Annotated in this window: 16 protein-coding genes; 9 read left to right on the top strand and 7 right to left on the bottom strand. The window is 68.2% G+C overall.

The window, feature by feature from the left end; all coding sequences use genetic code 11:
- Positions 1-45 precede the first annotated feature (45 nt).
- The 3 genes from MJQ72_RS00525 to MJQ72_RS00515 all read right to left on the bottom strand — a co-directional run bounded on the left by MJQ72_RS00525 (position 46) and on the right by MJQ72_RS00515 (position 3,790).
- Complete coding sequence (locus MJQ72_RS00525) at positions 46-651, bottom strand: relaxase domain-containing protein (RefSeq protein WP_240597018.1); 606 nt, start codon at positions 649-651, stop codon at positions 46-48.
- A 457-nt stretch (positions 652-1,108) separates the two neighbouring features.
- On the bottom strand, positions 1,109-2,497 hold the full coding sequence (locus MJQ72_RS00520; protein ID WP_396426919.1) for an acyl-CoA synthetase: 1,389 nt from the start codon (positions 2,495-2,497) through the stop codon (positions 1,109-1,111).
- Positions 2,498-2,527: 30 nt separating this feature from the next.
- The gene (locus tag MJQ72_RS00515) at positions 2,528-3,790 is read right to left on the bottom strand and encodes an SLC13 family permease (protein ID WP_240597016.1); all 1,263 of its coding nucleotides are present in this window, start codon (positions 3,788-3,790) and stop codon (positions 2,528-2,530) included.
- A 115-nt stretch (positions 3,791-3,905) separates the two neighbouring features.
- Here MJQ72_RS00515 and MJQ72_RS00510 point away from each other — a divergent pair, with 115 nt between their 5' ends.
- The 5 genes from MJQ72_RS00510 to MJQ72_RS00495 all read left to right on the top strand — a co-directional run bounded on the left by MJQ72_RS00510 (position 3,906) and on the right by MJQ72_RS00495 (position 9,219).
- Positions 3,906-4,655 carry an IclR family transcriptional regulator gene (locus tag MJQ72_RS00510; RefSeq protein ID WP_240597015.1) on the top strand — a complete coding sequence of 250 codons (750 nt, stop codon included), beginning with the start codon at positions 3,906-3,908 and terminating at the stop codon, positions 4,653-4,655.
- A gap of 198 nt (positions 4,656-4,853) precedes the next feature.
- On the top strand, positions 4,854-4,976 hold the full coding sequence (locus MJQ72_RS44570; RefSeq protein ID WP_256464097.1) for a hypothetical protein: 123 nt from the start codon (positions 4,854-4,856) through the stop codon (positions 4,974-4,976).
- A gap of 678 nt (positions 4,977-5,654) precedes the next feature.
- The gene (locus tag MJQ72_RS00505; RefSeq protein WP_240597014.1) at positions 5,655-6,362 is read left to right on the top strand and encodes an ABC transporter transmembrane domain-containing protein; all 708 of its coding nucleotides are present in this window, start codon (positions 5,655-5,657) and stop codon (positions 6,360-6,362) included.
- Complete coding sequence (locus MJQ72_RS00500) at positions 6,269-7,390, top strand: ABC transporter ATP-binding protein (protein ID WP_240597013.1); 1,122 nt, start codon at positions 6,269-6,271, stop codon at positions 7,388-7,390. Before MJQ72_RS00505 ends, MJQ72_RS00500 begins: the two co-directional genes overlap by 94 nt.
- Positions 7,387-9,219 (top strand): ABC transporter ATP-binding protein, encoded by a 1,833-nt coding sequence (locus MJQ72_RS00495; protein ID WP_240597012.1) that lies wholly within the window; start codon positions 7,387-7,389, stop codon positions 9,217-9,219. The genes MJQ72_RS00500 and MJQ72_RS00495 overlap by 4 nt, the downstream gene beginning before the upstream one ends.
- 416 nt (positions 9,220-9,635) lie before the next feature.
- Here MJQ72_RS00495 and MJQ72_RS00490 read toward each other — a convergent pair whose 3' ends face one another.
- From MJQ72_RS00490 to MJQ72_RS00475, 4 genes are all read right to left on the bottom strand, one after another.
- Positions 9,636-10,697, bottom strand: a complete 1,062-nt coding sequence (locus MJQ72_RS00490) for a PLP-dependent cysteine synthase family protein (protein WP_240597011.1) — start codon at positions 10,695-10,697, stop codon at positions 9,636-9,638.
- Positions 10,690-11,802: an aminotransferase class I/II-fold pyridoxal phosphate-dependent enzyme gene (locus MJQ72_RS00485; protein WP_240597010.1), complete on the bottom strand. Its 1,113-nt coding sequence runs from the start codon at positions 11,800-11,802 to the stop codon at positions 10,690-10,692. Before MJQ72_RS00485 ends, MJQ72_RS00490 begins: the two co-directional genes overlap by 8 nt.
- Before the next feature lie 61 nt (positions 11,803-11,863).
- Positions 11,864-12,841 carry an ornithine cyclodeaminase gene (locus tag MJQ72_RS00480; RefSeq protein WP_240597009.1) on the bottom strand — a complete coding sequence of 326 codons (978 nt, stop codon included), beginning with the start codon at positions 12,839-12,841 and terminating at the stop codon, positions 11,864-11,866.
- Between the two features lie 29 nt (positions 12,842-12,870).
- Positions 12,871-14,265 (bottom strand): alanine racemase, encoded by a 1,395-nt coding sequence (locus tag MJQ72_RS00475; protein ID WP_240597008.1) that lies wholly within the window; start codon positions 14,263-14,265, stop codon positions 12,871-12,873.
- A 226-nt stretch (positions 14,266-14,491) separates the two neighbouring features.
- Here MJQ72_RS00475 and MJQ72_RS00470 point away from each other — a divergent pair, with 226 nt between their 5' ends.
- Genes MJQ72_RS00470 through MJQ72_RS00455 form a run of 4 tightly spaced genes read left to right on the top strand, consistent with a single transcriptional unit; the run spans position 14,492 to position 17,814 of the window.
- Positions 14,492-15,511, top strand: a complete 1,020-nt coding sequence (locus tag MJQ72_RS00470) for an ABC transporter substrate-binding protein (protein WP_240597007.1) — start codon at positions 14,492-14,494, stop codon at positions 15,509-15,511.
- Between the two features lie 13 nt (positions 15,512-15,524).
- Positions 15,525-16,604, top strand: a complete 1,080-nt coding sequence (locus MJQ72_RS00465) for an iron ABC transporter permease (protein WP_240597006.1) — start codon at positions 15,525-15,527, stop codon at positions 16,602-16,604.
- Positions 16,604-17,425: an ABC transporter ATP-binding protein gene (locus MJQ72_RS00460; protein ID WP_240597005.1), complete on the top strand. Its 822-nt coding sequence runs from the start codon at positions 16,604-16,606 to the stop codon at positions 17,423-17,425. Before MJQ72_RS00465 ends, MJQ72_RS00460 begins: the two co-directional genes overlap by 1 nt.
- Positions 17,422-17,814, top strand: a complete 393-nt coding sequence (locus MJQ72_RS00455) for a Fur family transcriptional regulator (RefSeq protein WP_240597004.1) — start codon at positions 17,422-17,424, stop codon at positions 17,812-17,814. Before MJQ72_RS00460 ends, MJQ72_RS00455 begins: the two co-directional genes overlap by 4 nt.
- The last annotated feature ends 296 nt before the right edge of the window (positions 17,815-18,110 follow it).

The following is an 18,110-nucleotide window of genomic DNA, read 5'->3' as shown; positions in this document are numbered from 1 at the left end:
CATGATCCCGGCCTCGGCTGGAGCGGCCCACTCAGCGTGGGTGAATTACCGGACTTCGTGAAATGACGGGAAGTCGCAGGTTGTGTCCGGCCATTGAAACAGCAGTGCCTCGGGAACGCCGGCGATCTGCCACTCGCTCCCGTGGTGGTCGCGAGTCCAAGTCACGCCGAGTGATTGGACGAGATTGTGTCGCAGTGAGGCTCTGTACAGCGGAGCCGCGGCAATGAGCGCCTGCTCGAACACGTCCCAGTCCACCGGGTATGGGCGACCGTCCATGCCCGTGACGGTGGGATCGACCAGGACGTGGGAGTGGATGTGCGGGTGCCGGCGGGCGCTGCTGGTGTGCAGGACCACCATGGTGTTCAGCCCCCGGCAGCCGAATGTATCCGTCCCGCTGTGTGCGAATGCCGCATTTTCGTCGAGCCAGGAAAGAACGTCGAGTACCGCTGACTCGTGGCCGGTGAAGACGGCGTTCAGTCGCTCGTCCTCCGGGGAGAGGAATGACGCCGGCACGGATACCGACTTCGGTGCTGCAAGCGTGATGTCGCGAGCTCCTGGCGGAACCGCGAGAGCACTCCGGTCAGGCGGCGCGGCGGTGTTGGCCGATCGGGTAGAGCCGGCTCGTTCGGGATTGTGGCGCAACAAGGGCACGCCGGGGGACATTACACGCGATCATCGCGCGCGAGCCCGTCACCCCTGAACCGCCATTGGCCGATATGTTCGTCGTAGTGGCACGTAAACACCTCGAACTCGAGGCGCCTGCGATTCAAGGCGCGGGCATGCCTGGCAGTGACGATTAAGGGAAAAGTTCAGCTGATCATCTACGATTTCCTTGATTGGAATTGCCATGTCAAGTGCCATGTCTCCGACAAGCCGGGCTTACCGCCCCGTGGGCATCCGCGAACGCATCGACCAGCGTGACGGCCTCTGACATGACACCGCCTTCCCTGAGCGATGTAGTCCGTCAGGGCAGCCCGCCATCTCATCGCCTACGGCGTCGAGATGGCGGGCTGCCCTGATTTCCTCAATTTCGAGCGCGCCTGTCGAGCCGCGAGTTCGGCGGGTGCCGCCCTGAAGTCATCACCGGCCGACCGCGTTCCGCATCGGGCTATCGCGGCCTCAGCCGCTGTTTGACGACTTTGCCCATCTGGTTGCGCGGCAGCTCGTCGAGGAACACGACCTCGCGGGGCCGCTTGTGCCGGGACAGGCGTTGGGCGACGTGATCGATGAGAACTTGGCCGTCACGATCGGGACTGATCACGAACGCGATGATCTTCTGGCCGAGGTCGGGGTCCGGGACTCCGACCACCGCGACATCGACGACCGAGGGATGGTCCATCAGCGCCGCCTCGATCTCGCCCGCCCCGATGCGATAGCCGCCCGACTTGATCAGGTCGGTGGACTCGCGTCCGACGATCCGGTGGAAGCCGCCGGGATCGCGGACGGCCAGGTCGCCGGTGCGGAACCAGCCGTCCTCGGTCCAGGCTTCCGCGGTGGCGTCCGGTCGGCCGAGGTAGCCGCTGAACAGCATCGGGCCGCGGACCTGGAGCGCGCCGACGGTTCGGCCGTCGTCCGGGACCGGGCCCGCGTCGTCCTCCGAGGGTGACATCAACCGCGTTTCGGCACCGGGAATCGGTAGGCCGACCCAGCCGGCGCGCCGTTCGCCCGACGCCTGCGCGCTCACCGTGATCATGGTTTCGGACATGCCGTAACGCTCGACCGGCGACTGCCCGGTCAATTCCGCGATGGCTTCGAACAAGGGGGACGGCAAGGGCGCGCTCCCGGACACCAGCAGCCGGGCCTTGCGCAGGGCATGAGCCGACCGAGGGTCCTGCGCTATCCGGTTCCACACGGTCGGGACGCCGAAGTACATGGTGCCGTCGGTGGCCGCGTACCGATCCGGGCGCGGCGCCACCGTGTGCACGACACGGGATCCTCGCCGCAGCGAGCCGAGCACCCCCAGCACGAGGCCATGGACGTGGAACAGCGGCAGACCGTGTACGACGGTGTCGTCCGGAGTCCAGTCCCAGGCGGTGAACAGGCCGTCCAAGCCGGCGGCGATCGCGGCGCCGGACAGCTGCACGCCTTTCGGCGCACCTGTCGTCCCGGAGGTGTAGACGAGCATCGCCGTTCGCTCCGGATCGACGGCTCGCGGCGCTATCGCGGTCCGGCCGGGAGTGATCGTCGGCAGATCGACACACGGCGGGAGGTCGCCGGACCAGGCCGTCGCACCCGAGTCGCGGATCATGTGCGACAGCTCGGCGGGACCGGAGTCCGGGGGGACCGGCACCACCGGTACGCCGGCGAGCAGGCAGCCGGTCACGGCGACGACCGTGTCCATCGTCGGCGTCGCCAGGACCGCGATCGGCCCGGCGTCGGGGATCGCGGCCGCGAACCGGCAGGCCCGATCGGCCAGCCCGGACCTCGACAGCACTTCGTCTCCGACGACGACGGCGCGCTCGAGGTCTTGTCCTGAACCAAGCGAGGTGAGTAACAACGGGATCTCCGGCTTCTTTTCTTGGGGTGATCAGAGCGCCATCGCGGGCAACACGAGCACGCCGACCAGGACGACCGGCCCGAGCACGACCATGGTGAGGCCGTACCTGGTCAGCAACGCGGTCACGCGGGGCCGCGCTTCGGGATCGACGGTGGTCGCGACCAGCGCCGCACCCACCGTCGAGAAGGGGGAAATGTCCACAATGGAGGAACAGAGGGCCAGTGCGCAGATCAGCGCCCAGCCCGGCAGATCCCCGTGCTGCACCAGGGGGATGGCGAGCGGGACCAGGGCGGCGAGGATGCCGGTCGTGGAGGCGAAGGCCGACACCAGGCCGCTGACCGCGCAGATCACGAGTGCGGCGAAGATCGGCGCGCTCGGGCCGGAGGCGAGGTCGCCGAGGAGGTCGATGGCGCCGATCTTCTGCAGGACACCGACGTAGGTGATGATTCCGCCCACCAGCAGCACGGTCGACCAGTCGATCTCCTTGAGCGCGGTCCGGCCGCTCTCCGGGTCGATCAGCGCGAGGACCGCGCCGAACCCGAAGGCGAGTACGCCGACATCGGGCCGGCTGTCCCGCAGCGCGAGCACGACGACCACGGCGAGCAGGCCCAGCACGGCGAAGGCGGTGATGACGTGGATCGCCCGCAGCGGCGGGATCCCGGCCGGGTCGGCCACGTCGTCGTCCGAGGGCAGGGTCCGCCGGTCGCCTCGGGAGCCGAACATCAGGTAGGCCGCCGCGAGTAGCAGCAGGTTCACGCCGATCGCGACGGCGAACAGGACGAGCGGGTCGAGTTCGATACCGGCCGAATCGGCGGTGCCCCAGGTGACGATGCCGAACAGGGAGGTCGGAGCGAACCCGCCGGCCGACAACCCCGTGCCGATCGCGAGCGCCATCAACATCGGGTCGATCCCGCGCCGGTGTGCCACCGACATGCCGATCGGGGCCATCACCAGGCCGCCGAGCGGGGAACCCATCGCCGAGATCAGCCCGGTGAGGACGAAGAAGGCCACGGGCAGCGCTCCGGTCCGGCCCCGGACGAAGACCAGTGCCCGGTCGACGAGTCGTTCGATCGTGCCGTTGGACTTGGCGATCCCGAAGAAGAACGTCACCCCGACCAGCAGGATCAGGATGTCGATGGGATAGCCGCTGACGATGTCGTCGAGCGGCACACCCGCGAGCAGCCCCATCGCCGCGGCGGCGGCGAACATCGCGATACCGATATGCGTGCGGCGGATCTCGGCGATCACGAACACGGCCGCGAATATCGTCAACGCCACGATCTGCACGGTCATGTGCGCACCTCCGTTGGTGTACCGCCGCCCGATCGGTCCACTGTGTGGCACAATGGTGCGCCATGTGGACCGCTGGCGGCTACCGTAAGACGGACACGCGAGGAGGGTCAAGCGGATGACGACGAATAGCGTTCTCTCGGCGATCAAGGTGCTGGAGGCGGTGGGCGAGTCGCAGCCCGTCGGCCTGTCCGAACTGGCTCGCACCGTCGGACTCCCGAAGAGCACGGTGCAGCGGACTCTGCGGACGCTCGAGGAGGTCGGGTGGTGCCGCACCGACGACGCCGCCCGCTGGCAGCTGACGTATCGGGCGTTCGCCGTCGGGAACCAGGCGCGTGACGCCGGGGGGCTGCGGGAACGCGCGCTGCCGATCCTGCACGAGCTTCAGCTCGGCACCGGGGAGACCATCCACCTGGCCGCTGCCGACGGCCGGGAACTGGTGCTTCTCGAACGGCTCGACACCGCGCATTCCTTGCGCGCGTTCCTGCCGCTGGGCTACCGCATCCCGCTCAACGCCTCCGCCACCGGGCAGGCGTATCTGGCGGCGTGCACCGATCTCGAAGTCGACGCCTACCTCGAAGGTGGCGCGCTGGAGGAACGTACCCGGCGCACCATCGTCGATCCGGATGCGCTGCGTACCCGGCTGGCGGAAATCCGGGCCCGTGGCTGGTCGCTCAACCAGGAAGGCCTCAGCGACGGCATCGTCGCTGTCGGCGCGGCGATCCTGGACGCGGACGGCCGCCCGATCGGCGCCGTGTCCGTGTCCGGCCCCACCGTGCGGATGACCGAGGCGGTGTTCGACGACCACGGCCGCGCCGTCGCGGAGGCGGCATATCGGATCACCCGGGGGCTCGGCACGGCCCTGTGATCCGCCGCGTGCCTTCGCCGGGGCGAACGTCGCGCCTCGGCGGGCTCCTTTTCGGGGAGCGATAGCGGACGGCCGTGGCGACGTCGGTGAAGGTTCCGTGGTGCGCAGTCTGTTCGTGGATGTCTTGCAAGGCAACGAATGTGTCGTGATCGGCTTGAACGAGCGCGCGCGGGAACGTGAGTGTCCGCAAGGTCGCGCATGCGCAACGTGCTGGAGTGGATCCTCGGCGTGGGCATGAAGACGTTGTCCAAGTACGCCAATCACCTTGCTCATACCCCGCTGGACCCGGCGTGGGAACAGCAGGAGTGGAAGCGGTCCTGACCAGTGGGTGGGGTCGCGGTGGGCTGAAGGCTCCTTTCGTCGAGTCCGATGCGACGTAAGGAGCTTTCGGTATTCGCCTGCCCGCGGGAACCCGCCTGGTTCGGATGCGCGGTAGGCCAGGCGCGTCGGTGGCGATCCGAGTCCGGTCGGTGAGGTCGGCTTGGGCATGATGTGGCCGACGTGAGTGGAGGCGGTCCGCCGGTATGCGGCGAAGGGCTCGACAACCACGCCTGCTGCCGCACCGTCGGCATCCCCGGGCGCATCGCTCACTGCCACGACATCGTCTTCCTCGAACGACGCAGCCCGGTCAACTGGCCGGGTAGGTCCTCGCCGGACCGACACCGGCGTCGGCTTCACAGAGGCCTCCGCGCATGCCGCCCACGAGGACTCTCTTCGGTCACGCGCCCGGTCGTCGCGGGTGCCGGGAAGTGTGGTCCGCGAGCCGTCGCGTAGTCTACCTTGACATGATTATCATTATCAATAACGTAGTGCAGGTGCGCCGCTCCTTGGATGCGCCCGGGAAACCCGGGCCACCTGACTGATATTGATAACGGTTTTCATTGTAGAGTTGCGTCGGTGAGTCCGGCGAGATCGATCCCGTCGGCCGGGCGGCCGCCGTCCCGTTCCGGCGGGATCGCCCGTCCGCAAGCGAACGAATCTTTCTGTGGAGGTGCGGCCGTGTGGTCGACGATCAAGTTGTTCCTGGGCTTGCGTCCGCGGGCTTGGGTGGAGATAGCCGGTCTTGTCGGCCTGATGCTGCTGATCACGGCGACGTATGTCGGCCAGGGCCTGATGATCGCGGATCTGCTGTTCAAGGCCTTCTCCTCCGGTGACATCGGTGGTCTGCTGGCGTCTTTGGCTGTCATCGGTGTGCTGCAGCTGGCGCGTATCGGCTTGATCGTCGTCCGGGACTGGTGGGCGCCCCGGGTGTCGGCGCGGGTGAAGGAGGCGGTGCGCGAAGGGCTGACTCTCAAGCTGATGGAGATCGGGCCCGGCCAGGCGCAGCGGATGCGCACCGGGGATCTTCAGTCGACGCTGGTGGACTCGGTGGAGCTGCTCGACCCGCTGGTGGGCCGGTTCGTGCCGTCCGTGGTGGCGTCGGTGCTGGGGTCCTGCCTGGCTTCGGTGTACGTGATCGCGGTCGATCCGTTGGTGGGCCTGGTCGTGCTCGCGTGCGCCTTGCTGGCGCCACTGTCCAAGTTGTTCGGGAACAGGCGATCAGGGAACGTGGCGGGCGCTGGATGGTGTCCTACCGCGGCATGTACTCCGAGAGCCTGGACGCGGTGCAGGGAATGGGGACACTCAAGGCGTTCAACGCCAGCGGACGGCGCGGCCGCGAGATCGTCGAGCGGGGCGAGGCGTTCTGCCGGGACTCCATCCGGCTGATGATCGCCTGGTGCGGGACATCGAGCATCGGCGCCCTGATGGTGCCGATCGGCACGACCGCCGCCGTGGGCCTGGGTGCCTGGCACGCGGCCACCGGCGCGGTGAGCATCGCCGGGCTGTTCACCATCCTGATGCTGACCCGCGAGACCTTCCGGCCCATGACCGAGCTGGAGGCGGCGTATCACTCGGCGTACCACGCCATCCCGGCCGGACGCGCGGTCGCCGACGTGCTGCGCCTGGAACCGGACGCGCGGGACACCGCGACCACGGCCCCGGCGCTGCGGCAGAACCCTCCGGGCCTGGAGTTCACCGATCTCCGGTTCTGCTACCCGACCCGGCGTGCTCCGGCTCTCGACGGGTTCAGCCTGACCGTCGCACCGGGGGAGCGGGTGGCCATCGTCGGCCGGTCCGGAGCGGGCAAGAGCACCGTGCTCGGACTGATGATGCGGTACTTCGACGTCGACGCGGGCTCCATCCGCGTCGATGGTCGCGACATCTCCGAATTCCCGTTGGCGCACCTGCGATCCTTGATCGGCGTCGTGGCGCAGGACACCTACCTGTTCCACGGCACGATCCGGGAGAACCTGCTGCTCGCCAAACCGGACGCCACCGACGAGGAGATCCGGCGTGCGGTGACGGCGGCTCAGGCGGCCGATTTCATCGACCGCCTGCCTCAGGGTTTCGACACGATCGTCGGCGAACGCGGCCTGAAACTGTCCGGTGGCGAGCGCCAGCGCATCGCGATCGCCCGCGCCCTGCTGAAAGACGCTCCCGTACTCATCCTCGACGAGCCGACATCGAGTATCGACGCCGCCAACGAAGCGGAGATCACCGAGGCCCTCGGCGAGCTGACCCGCGGCCGCACGACGATCATCATCGCCCACCGGCTGTCCACGGTGCGCGACGCCGACCGGATCGTGGTGATGGACTCCGGCCGGGTGGCCGAATTCGGCAGCCACCCGGATCTGTTGGCACGCAAGGGCCTTTACGCCGAACTCGTCGCGACCCAGACTGGAGTGCCGGCATGACCTCGACCATCCACATCCACGAGCACGGCCACGGCCACAGCCACAGCGAAGCCGGGCCGCCGAGGTCGGACCGGTCGCTCGTCGCCAGGCTGCGGAGCCTGATGCCCCTGCTGGGGGAGCACCGCCGGCTCATCACGGTGGCCTACCTGGCCGGGGTGCTGCACCAGCTGCTCCTGCTCGCATCGTCCGGGATCGGCGCGTACGTGGTCGCGCGGGCGGCGTCGGGGGCCTCGCTGGAGCAGCTCACCGGCTGGCTGATCACGCTCGCCTGCCTGATCCTTCCGTTGGTGGTCCTGAGCATCGCCGACAACACGTACGCGCATGTCGCGGCCTTCCGCGCGCTGGCCGACACCCGGGCGAAGGTGTTCGCCGCCTTCGAACGGCTCTCGCCCGGCTACATGCTCGAACGGCGGTCCGGTGACCTCGGCTCGGCCGCGGTCTCCGACGTCGAACAGATCGAGCTGTTCTTCGCCCACACGCTCAGCCCGCTGGCCGTCGCGTCGACCGTCCCGGTGGCCACCACGGTCGCGCTGGGCTGGTTCCACTGGTCGCTGGCCTGTGTTCTGGTGCCGATCCTGATCCTGCTCGCCTCGGTCCCGGCCTGGTTGCGGCGTCAGGCCGAACTGCACGGGAACGAATTGCGTGACTCTCTCGGCCGGATGAGCGCCGACAGCACCGACACCTTCCAGGGCTTGCGCGAACTGGTGAATTTCGGCGCGCACTCGCAGCGGCTCGGGTTGCTGCGCAAACAGAGTGTCCGGCTGGCCAAGGCGAAATCCGCGCACGGGCGCCGCAGCGGTATCGAGTACGCCGCCACGGACACCATCGCCCTGCTGGGGATTCTCGTGGTGCTCGTCCTGGGCGCACGGCTCGTCATCGCGGGCGAGCTCGACCGCTCGCTCTTCCCGGTCGCCGTCGTGCTCGCCTCGATGGCGATGCTGCCGGTGCTGAAGGTGACCGAGGTGGCGCGCGAGCTGTCGATGGTCGCGTCGTCGGCCGATCGCATCAACACGCTGCTCGACGCGCCCGCCCCGGTCACCGATCTGGTCAGCCGCCCGCCGGAGGGGCCGGTCGTGCCGCATGTCCGCTTCACCGACGTCACTTTCGCCTACCGCAGCGATCTTCGGCCCGCTGTACGGGACATCAGCTTCGAGGTCCGTCCCGGCGAGACCGTCGCACTGGTCGGACGCTCCGGCGCCGGCAAATCGACCTGCGCCAACCTGCTGCTGAGGTTCTGGGACGTCACCGGCGGATCGGTTTCCGTCGGCGGGCACGACGTCCGCGACTTCCCCCAGGAAGACCTGCGCGGCCTCATGACCCTGGTACCGCAGGACACCTTCCTGTTCAACACCAGTCTGCGCGACAACATCCGCCTCGGCCGCGCCGACGCCTCCGACGACGAGGTCGAGGCCGCGGCACGGGCCGCGCAGGCCCACGAGTTCATCACGACACTGCCGAACGGCTACGACACCGTCGCGGGCGAACTCGGCGCCCTCATGTCCGGTGGCCAACGGCAACGGATCGCGATCGCGCGAGCGCTGCTGAAGGACGCTCCCATCCTGGTCATGGACGAAGCCGTGTCCAACCTCGACGCCGCCAGCGAGCAGGCGGTGACGGAGGCGATGGACGAAGCCCGGCACGGCCGCACCACCCTGGTGATCGCCCACCGGCTCTCCACCATCCGCACCGCGGACCGGATCGTCGTCATCTCCGATGGACGCGTCGCCGAAACCGGCACGCACGAAGAACTCGTCGCGCGCAACGGTGCCTATGTCGAACTGCTCGCCTCGCAACTCGAAGGATTCATCGAGACCGAGGACGCTTCCTGACCGATGGTGAGTTCCGCGTTCAATCACGCGAGATCGCCTTCTGGACACGCGTGATCGCCGTCCGATCACGCGTGTCCTCCCTCGGATCACGCGAAGCTCGCGGCACCTGCACGACGCGAAGGGGCCCATCGCCGCATCAGACACGGCGATGGGCCCCTTCGGCCCAGCTGACGAGCACGCCAAGCTCCGAGACCGGGTGCCGGCTTCGACCGCCGCCGACACTTCACCTTTGCTCAACGGAGGATCGGGGGCACCCTGATCCAGCTTGTACGGACCGATTCACAGCCGAGTGGGGAGGATTTCGGACGCTGAACGTCCGAAAACCTCCCCACTCGCCACTGCGGCAGCACCCGGCCCGTAAAGCGAGCTCGCCCGTTCACGGCGGTGAACGGGCGAGCTCGTCGATACGCGGTGATTCAGTGGATTTCCGCGGGCGCCTTCCTGATGGCGTCGGCCGGGGCGGGCCGCAGCATGGCGGCGAGCCGGTCGGCGACCTGCTCGTCGAACAGGCCCTTGGCCGCCATCCACTCGTCGTTGTACACGGTGTCCAAGTACCGTTCACCGCCGTCGCACACCAGGACGACGATGGTGGTCTCGGGTCCGGCGGTCCGCGCGCGTTCCAAGGCCTTGTACACCACGCCGCCCGCCGAGCCCCCGATCAGAATTCCGAAATTCCTTGCCAGATAGCGGCAGGTCTCGAAGGCCTCCGAGTCGCTGACCTTGATCCCTTCGTCGATCAGGTCGTAGTCGAGGACGTCGCAGATTTCCGAGACTTCCGGTGTGCCGGTGCCGGTTTGGTGGTAGGGCGCTTCTTCGCCGCCGAAAGCGATGGAACCCACCGGCTCGACACCGATGATCCTCAGATCCGGGATGTGTTCCCGCAGGGCGCGGCCGGTGCCGGACAGCGAACCGCCGGTGCCGACCGCTCCGAACAGGTAATCGATGTCCTCGCCAAGGTCGTCACGCAACTCGCGGGCGAGTGGCCGATATCCGTTGGGATTTCCCGGATTGCTGTCCTGCGCGGTGCAGAAGGCGCCCTGCTCCGCGGCGAGCCGTCGAGCAGTGGCGTAGCGTTCGGCGGTGGCCAGGCCGTCCTCGTCCCCGGAGACATTGAGCAGTTCGGCGCCGTAGGCGAGCATGCCGCGCAATTTGTCGATACTGGCGTGGTTGTCGACCACGGCGGTGAACTTGTAGCCACGTTCGGCGGCGATGAGCGCCAAACCGATCCCGGTGTTGCCGGAGGTGGCCTCGACCAGCCAGCCGCCGGGGGCGAGCAGTCCCTGCTCCTCGGCCTCGTCCACCATGTTCCTGGCCATCCGGATCTTGGCGGTGCCGGTGGGGTTGTACTGCTCCATCTTCAGCAGGACCGTTCCCGCCCCGTCCGCCACCGCCAGTCTGATCAGCGGCGTTCGCCCGACCAGATCGGACACCCTGTCCTTGATCATCGCTTGCCCTTCGCGCAGATCTCCGTCAGGCACCTGACGAAGACGTCGTTCTCTTCGGGGTCGACAGTGAGGCTCGAATGAAGGTCTCGTATCCCGGCTCGCGCCATGCCTTGACGATGATTCCGGCGCGATGCAGCTCCTTCGCCACCCAGTCGGAGCCGTGGTCCGTGTCGACGAACACGAAGTTGGCCGAGGACGGCGCCACGCGGAACCCCGCGCCGCGCAAGCGATCCGTGATCCTGGCGAGCTCGAGGCGGGTCCGGCGGACCGTGTCCGCCAGATGCGTGTGATCGCCCAGTGCGGCGATCGCGGCGTCCTGGGCCGGCTGGTTGACGTTGTAGGGGGTACGAACCCGGTTCAGTGCGTGGACCAGGCCGGCGTCCGAGGCGACGCCGAACCCGACCCGGATGCCCGCCAATCCGTAGGCCTTGGAGAAGGTGCGCAGCACGATCCACGGCCGGTCCTGCCCGCGCAGGACCGCCAGCCCGTCGGGGTACTCCGGATCGGGACGGGCGAACTCGCAGTAGGCCTCGTCGAGCACCAGCAACGCCGACTCGGGTGTGCCGGCCACGACGCGTTCCAGCTCGCCGGCGGTGAGTATCGCGCCGGTCGGGTTGCAGGGATTGGCGAGGAACACGAGTTTCGGACCCGCGGCGAGGGCGTCGCGCCAGGCGCCCGCGTCGAAGCCGAACCCGGCGGTGACCGGGACCTTCTCGACCCGGGCGCCCATCATGCGCGGGAAGATCTCGTGCAGGCTGAACCCCGGCGCCTGGGTGGTGACCAGGTCACCCGGATCGAGTACGGCCTGGCACAGCAGTTCCAGGATGTTCTCCGAACCGTTGCCGAGCACGACGTGACCGGCCGGTACGGCCAGCGTCCGCCCGATCGTCTCGGCCAGCCGTTTGCCGGTGGGGTCGGGATAGCGGGAGAATCCGTCGGCCAGGCGCAGCCGCATGGCTTCGGCGACCGCTGGGGAGACACCGAACGGGCTCTCGTTGTTGGACAATTTGATCACGCGGCCGGTGCCGCTGACCCGGGCCACCTCGTCCGGGTCGGCGCCTGGATCGTAGGCGGGCAGGCCCAGAACCTCTTGGCGTACCAAGGAGATCGAGGTCGCCGGTTCGAGGACGTGGTTCATGGGACGATCGCCCCCCGATGCCGGGGCCTCGGGAAGGCGCCGGTCTCGATCGTGCCGGTGCTCACCAGAAGTTGACCCTTTCCCCGCGCCCGGCCGCCAGCGCGAGATCGGCGATGTACCGGCCCAGCGCGGCGTCGGTGACCGCCATCCCGCTGTTGTAGGCGAAAACCACGTCACCGGGATCGCGCCGGGCGGGCGTGTGGCCGAGCAGGATGTCCGGCAGTTCGGCGTCCACCGGTGGCAGGCTGCCGTCCGGGGCACGCAGTTTGCCGCAGGTGACGTGCATCTGGGTGGTGTTGGTGGCGATCCGGTAGTCCGCGCCGTGGAACACGTCGTGTACGCCGTATCCGAGCAACACGGAGATCGATCCCGGTTTCACCCAGTCGCGCTGGACCGTTTGCGTCACGGACAGGCCGGAGGTGCCGATCAGGATGTCGGCTTGGCCCGCGGCCTTCTCCAGGTCGTCGACGATCTCGACGTCGCGGCCCTCGACACTGTCCTGTACGGCGCGCAACCCCTCGGGATAGGTGCCGAACACCTGCAGGCGCTCCAGATCCGGCAACGCCGCGAGCAGCATCGGCAGGGCGATCTGCCCCTGCACGCCGGTACCGACGACCAGGGCGGTGCGGGCGTCAGGGCAGGCCGCGCGGGCGAACAGGGCGCTCGTGGCCGACGACCGCAACGGCCCGAGCTTCACCACGTCCATCAGCGCGATCGGCGCCCCGGTGGTGTCGTCGGCGATGAAGATGAAGGAGTGGAACCGGTATTCGTCCCGGCGGCGGCTCGGGTCGAATTCGTAGACGGCCTTGAAACACACGGTGTCGCTGGCAGCGTCCCTGGCCACCATCGAGTAGCTCAGCGAGTGGTCGTCCGGGTCTTCGATGATCGTCTTGACCGGGCTGTCCGACCCACGTTCACGGACCGCGCAGTAGGCCTGTTCGACGACCTTGAGCACCTGCCGGTAGTCGAAGTCCAGCCCGTCTTGCTGCGACTGCGGCAGCAACCACAACTGGCCGGGCTCGGCGTAGTTCTGTGACATTCGGGATTTCTCCTTTGTTTCGAGGCCGCTCAGATTCCGTCGAGTCGCCAGCGTGGTGGCGCGTCGCCGTCGCCGAGCCGGATGACGGCCTTCGACGGCAGCGGGGTGTCGTGGAACCGTGATTCGAGGAAATCCATGTGGTAACCGGCCGTATTGAGATAGACCAGGTGATCACCGGGCCGCACGGGCCGGGGGAACCCGATCTTCCGCCAGGTCACCATGTCGTTCTCCAGGCAGGTCGAACCCGCGACACAGGCCGGGAACACCTCGTCGGCGCCGGGCTCGGCGGAGAGCAGCACGGGATCCGGGAGATAGTCGGTGTTGAACCACGGTTCGCTGAGGCTGAGGCTGTTGCCCGCGACGGTGACGATCGCGTACCCGTCGGTGTCCCGCCGGTCGTCGACCTGCTGTGCGCGGTACACGGTGAAACCGGCCTGGTCCAACAGGGACCGGCCGGGTTCGACGAGGAAGCGGATGCCGTTGCGGGCCGCCTTCGCCGACAGGCTCTCGTTACCGTCGACGGGATGGTTCATGAGTGTGCGCGCCGCCTGAGCGGTCGGCTGCCCGCCGTACGGATAGAAGTAGAAGCCTTTGGCGGCCTTGGTTCCGTGGTAGTGGGCGGGCTCGTTCTGCAGGAGGAACTCGTCCCAGAGTCGCGGTTCGACATAGCGCATCGGCAGCCCGCCGCCGATGTCGACCACTTCGGCGGAAAGCGCGCCACGCCGCCTGGCGTCGAGGCAGTGCTCGATCATCTCGTTCGCCGCCGTCGCGCGTTCCTCCGGGGAATATCCGTTCAAATGGAACGAAAAGCCTTGGAAACGCACGTGGTCCGAGAGGTCGAGGCAAAGGCCGACGGCCGCGTCGCGTTCGGCCTCGGCCATACCGAAGCGGCTGCCCGGTTGACCGGTCGTACGGGATCGCAGCAGCACCCGGACCCGCCGTCGGGCGAGCCGGGCCGTCGCGGCCAGCCTGCGGAGCTCGCTGAGCGAATCGATCGCGACCAGGCAGTTGTGCTGGACGGCGAGAGAGTGCAGGGCGTCGTCCTTTTCCGGGCCGGAGACGCCGATCCGGTGGCCGGGCACTCCACCGGCCAGTGCTTTGACCAGTTCGGGGGCGCTGGCGGCGTCGATTCCGGCATCGAGGGCGGCGGCCGAGGAGACGAAGCAGTCCGCCTTGTTCGCCTTCTTGGCGAAGAGGATGTCGACGTCGGCACCCGTCTCGGCGAACGCTTGCCGGAGACCGGTGATGTTCTCCTCGAAGACCTCCGGCAGCACGACGTGCAGAGGTGACCCCAGACCGTCCAGAAGTTCGGTCAGCAGGGCCCGGTGATCGTCGAGGAGCGACGAGACGGCGGGATGTCGGAGAGCGGTGAGCGGGAAGGGTGGGACAGCGGTCAGCAGGGACCCTTGTCCTTGTCGAGGCATGGGCACCTCCCTGTTTTACTGCAAATGGTTATCATGTGCAATAGGCCGTCCGGTCGCCGGTGGCCTGACGGATGTTCCTGGCAGGCAAGGAAAACAGCGTGCGATGGGGCGAGCGTCGCCCTGTGGCCGAGGACACTGTGCTGTCCACTGCTCGCCACCTGTGACCTCATCTCGAACGCCGCCGAGGCTCTTCGTTGTCCGCGCGCGGCCTGCTATCGTGCGCTTAATGAAAATGAAATCGGGTATCAGTGTCATGATCGCGGCGATGCTGGCCGGCCTCGCGGGCTGTGCGGGCGGCGGGGCCACCGAAGCGGGCGGGCGGGAAGCGGCGCCGGGTGCGACGGCCTATCCGTTCAGCATCAAGAACTGCGGCATCGACGTGACCTTCGAGGCGGCGCCGAAGAGAGCGGTCACGATGAACCAGACGGCCGCCGAGATCCTCATCCATCTGGGGGTGGGGGACCGCATCGTCGGATCGGGCTACGAGAACTTCAAGGTGCCGGACGATATCGCCGAGCAGTACAAGAAGATCCCGATCCTGTCGGCGCCCAAGGACACGATCAAACACGAGAAGCTGCTGGAGGCGCAGCCGGACTTCGTCTACAGCTCCTTCGCGAGTTTCCTCACCGCGGCGCAGGGCGGTGAACGGGAGCAGCTGCACAAGCTGGGCGTGCCGACCTACGTGACCGAGTTCGACTGCGCCAAGCACGTCAGCGTCGCCAACGCCGACTTCCCGATGCTGTACGAGGAATACCGGCGGCTGGCCAAGATCTTCGGTGTGCCCGCCGCGGGGGAGAAGCTGGCGTCCGAACAACAGGCCGTGGTGGACAAGGCGCTCGGCAAGGTCAAGAAGCGGGACAAGCCACTGAGGGTGATGTGGTTCTACTCCACCTACGCGGGAACCCCGTGGGCAGCCGGCCCCGGTGGGCTGCCGCAGCGCGTCTCCGAACTCGTGGGGGTGAAGAACATCTTCGACGACGCTTCGACCAAATGGGCCGAGGTGAGCTGGGACGAGGTCGCCGCCCGGAATCCCGACGTCATCATCCTGGCCGACTTGACCCGCGGGGAGCCCAACGACACTGTGCAGGAGAAGCTCGACCTCCTGAAGAAGGATCCGCTCACCAGCAAGCTCGGCGCGGTGGCGGGCAACCGGTTCATCACCCTCCCCGGCGCGCAGATGGATCCGAGCTACGGCAGCGTGCAGATGGTTCCCGCGCTTGTCGACGCCCTGAACGAAATCCCGTGAGCAGCCTGCCGTTATGACGACGAGTTCAGCCAAGGCCCCGGGCACGGACCGCGGGGCGATTCCGGCGCGCCCGCGGCGTGTCCCGACGGTGTTGTTCTTCTTCGTGGCCGCCGCGGGGCTGCTCGTGTCGATCGTCGCGGCGTCCCTGTTCGGGAGCGCCGAGATCGGTCCCCTCGACGTGGTTTCCGTGATCCTGCGGCATATCGGTCTCGACGGGATGGCCCCTACGCCACCGCTGCCGAGACTGCTGGACGCCCTGATCTGGGAGTCACGCTTCCCGCGGGTGTTGCTCGCCGCCGCCGTCGGCACGGCGTTGGCCGTCGCCGGCGCGGTCCTGCAAGCGATCACCCGGAATCCGTTGGCGGACCCGTATCTGCTGGGTGTCTCGTCCGGTTCGTCCACCGGCGCGGTGGCCGTTCTCCTGCTCGGCGTCGGCGGAGGCATCTCCCTCTCGACGGGGGCGTTCGTCGGCGGCCTGGTCTCCTTCGGCCTGCTGCTGGCACTGCTCGGTGGAGGGCGGGTGGCCAGTCCTTCCCGGGTGGTGCTCACCGGCGTGCTCGTGTCCCAGTTCTTCGCCGCGGTCACGTCGGTGATCCTCATGGTCAGCGGGGACGCGAACTCCACCCGTGGCTTCACCTACTGGCTGCTCGGCACCCTCGCCGGTGCCCGGTGGGAGGGGGTGACCGTCACCGTCGTGATCATCCTGGCCGGCGTGTTCGCCATCCTGTTCTTCGCGCCGGCACTGGACGCCTTCACCTTCGGCTGGGACTCCGCCGCCGCGCTGGGCATCAACGTCACCGCCGCCCGGATCTGGCTGATGGTGCTGACCTCGGTCATCACCGCGGCCGCGGTGGCGTCCTCCGGTGCGATCGGGTTCATCGGGCTGCTGATCCCGCACGCCGTCCGCATCCTGGCGAGCCCGATGCACCGCCTCCTGCTTCCGCTGTCGGCGATCGTCGGTGCCCTCTTCCTCATCTGGGTGGACACCTTCGCACGCACCGTTTTCTCTCCTCACGAACTACCCGCCGGCGTCATCACCGCGCTGCTCGGCGCGCCCGCGTTCGCGCTGGTCCTGAAGCGTCTGGAGTCCTGATGGGGCGTATCACCGCCACCGAACTGTCCTGGTCGGTCAAGGGGCACCGGCTGCTCGACAACATCGACATGGCGGCGCACGACGGGAAGATCGTCGGGCTGCTCGGGCCCAACGGCTCGGGCAAGTCCACTCTGCTTCGCTTGCTCGCCGGTTTGCGCCGCCCCGACACGGGGACCGTCCGCTACGACGATTCCAGCCTGCGCGACCTCGGCCGCCGCGTGCTCGCCCGGCGCCTCGCCGTGGTCGAACAGGACGTGACCGCCCACAGCCACGTCAGCGTCCGCCAGGTCGTGGAACTCGGCCGCACCCCCTTCCGGGGCCGCTTCGACGCGCTGACCGAACGCGATCGGCACATCGTCGACGCGGCGCTGGAACGGGTCGACATCGCCGACAAGGAGCACCAGAGCTGGCACACCCTCTCCGGGGGCGAGAAACAGCGCACCCAGCTCGCCCGCGCTCTCGCGCAGGAGCCGCTGGAAATCCTCCTGGACGAGCCGACCAACCACCTCGACATCCGGCATCAGCTCGAACTGCTCGACCTGCTGACCACGTTGGGGGTCACCTGCGTCGTCGCGCTGCACGACCTCAACCTCGCCGCGCGGTACTGTGACCACGTCGTCGTCCTCGAGCACGGGCAGGTCGTCACGGCGGGCGCACCCGAGACCGTGCTGACCGCCCCCTTGATCGAGTCGGTCTACGGCGTCGACGTGGTGATCGACCGCGAATCCACCACGGGCGTCCTCCGTGTCACCTATCTGGCCGCCGCCGGGAAAGTGGCCGGCGCGGCACGCGGGCGGGTGACCGCCGGCGACGGGACATGAACCGGGCGGACAGGCGCATCACCCGGCAACGTACGGCGCTGGTGCGCCTGCTCGATGAGATCGAGGGTTTCCGATCCGCCCGGCACCTGCACGAACTGCTGGGAGAGCGCGGCGAGGACGTCGGGCTCACCACCGTCTACCGGACCTTGCAGACCCTCGTGACCGCCGGGCAGGCCGACATGCTGCGCCTGGACCACGGTGAGGCCGTCTACCGGCGACGCTCGAGCCGTCGTCATCATCACCTGGTGTGCCGCTCCTGCGGGCACGCGGTCGAGGTCGCCGGCCCCGCCGTGGCGGCTTGGGTCCGCCGGATCGCGGGCGAACACGGCTTCTCCGACATCGCCTACACCGTGGAGATCTTCGGTGTCTGCGGCCGCTGCGCCCGCTGACCGCGCGCGATGAGGTCCTGGTCCGCGTCCGAACTTCCGGTGGGCGATCCGTGAGCATCGGCGAGCTCGGGCCGGATCGCTCCATCATGCCGATTTCGGCAGCGAAGTACCTGACCTGTGCCGTGGTCGCCGTATGTGCCGCGCTCCTGCCCGCCGCGCCAGTCACGCGAGGTATCGAGGCGTCGGTCTCGGTGACGTCGCCGGAGTGTCCGAAGCGGCCGCATCCTCGTGGCGAGCTTCCCGTACATCGACGAAGCGCCACGCGAAAGGGATGTTGATCCTTCGCGCCCTCCGCG

Origin of the sequence: Amycolatopsis sp. EV170708-02-1 (genome assembly GCF_022479115.1) — a bacterium.
Lineage (GTDB): Bacteria > Actinomycetota > Actinomycetes > Mycobacteriales > Pseudonocardiaceae > Amycolatopsis.
Note: the sequence above shows the minus strand (reverse complement) of the source record. Positions and strands in the feature narration are given on the sequence as shown.

Bases quoted from the DNA above. Each gene is read 5' to 3' on its own strand.
- MJQ72_RS00470 (WP_240597007.1), top strand. From the start codon at position 14,492: ATGAAAATGAAATCGGGTATCAGTGTCATGATCGCGGCGATGCTGGCC.
- MJQ72_RS00455 (WP_240597004.1), top strand. From the start codon at position 17,422: ATGAACCGGGCGGACAGGCGCATCACCCGGCAACGTACGGCGCTGGTG.
- MJQ72_RS00480 (WP_240597009.1), bottom strand. From the start codon at position 12,841: ATGTCACAGAACTACGCCGAGCCCGGCCAGTTGTGGTTGCTGCCGCAG.
- MJQ72_RS00475 (WP_240597008.1), bottom strand. From the start codon at position 14,265: ATGCCTCGACAAGGACAAGGGTCCCTGCTGACCGCTGTCCCACCCTTC.
- MJQ72_RS00465 (WP_240597006.1), top strand. From the start codon at position 15,525: ATGACGACGAGTTCAGCCAAGGCCCCGGGCACGGACCGCGGGGCGATT.
- MJQ72_RS00460 (WP_240597005.1), top strand. From the start codon at position 16,604: ATGGGGCGTATCACCGCCACCGAACTGTCCTGGTCGGTCAAGGGGCAC.
- MJQ72_RS00495 (WP_240597012.1), top strand. From the start codon at position 7,387: ATGACCTCGACCATCCACATCCACGAGCACGGCCACGGCCACAGCCAC.
- MJQ72_RS44570 (WP_256464097.1), top strand. From the start codon at position 4,854: ATGCGCAACGTGCTGGAGTGGATCCTCGGCGTGGGCATGAAGACGTTG.
- MJQ72_RS00515 (WP_240597016.1), bottom strand. From the start codon at position 3,790: ATGACCGTGCAGATCGTGGCGTTGACGATATTCGCGGCCGTGTTCGTG.
- MJQ72_RS00485 (WP_240597010.1), bottom strand. From the start codon at position 11,802: ATGAACCACGTCCTCGAACCGGCGACCTCGATCTCCTTGGTACGCCAA.
- MJQ72_RS00510 (WP_240597015.1), top strand. From the start codon at position 3,906: ATGACGACGAATAGCGTTCTCTCGGCGATCAAGGTGCTGGAGGCGGTG.
- MJQ72_RS00500 (WP_240597013.1), top strand. From the start codon at position 6,269: ATGGGGACACTCAAGGCGTTCAACGCCAGCGGACGGCGCGGCCGCGAG.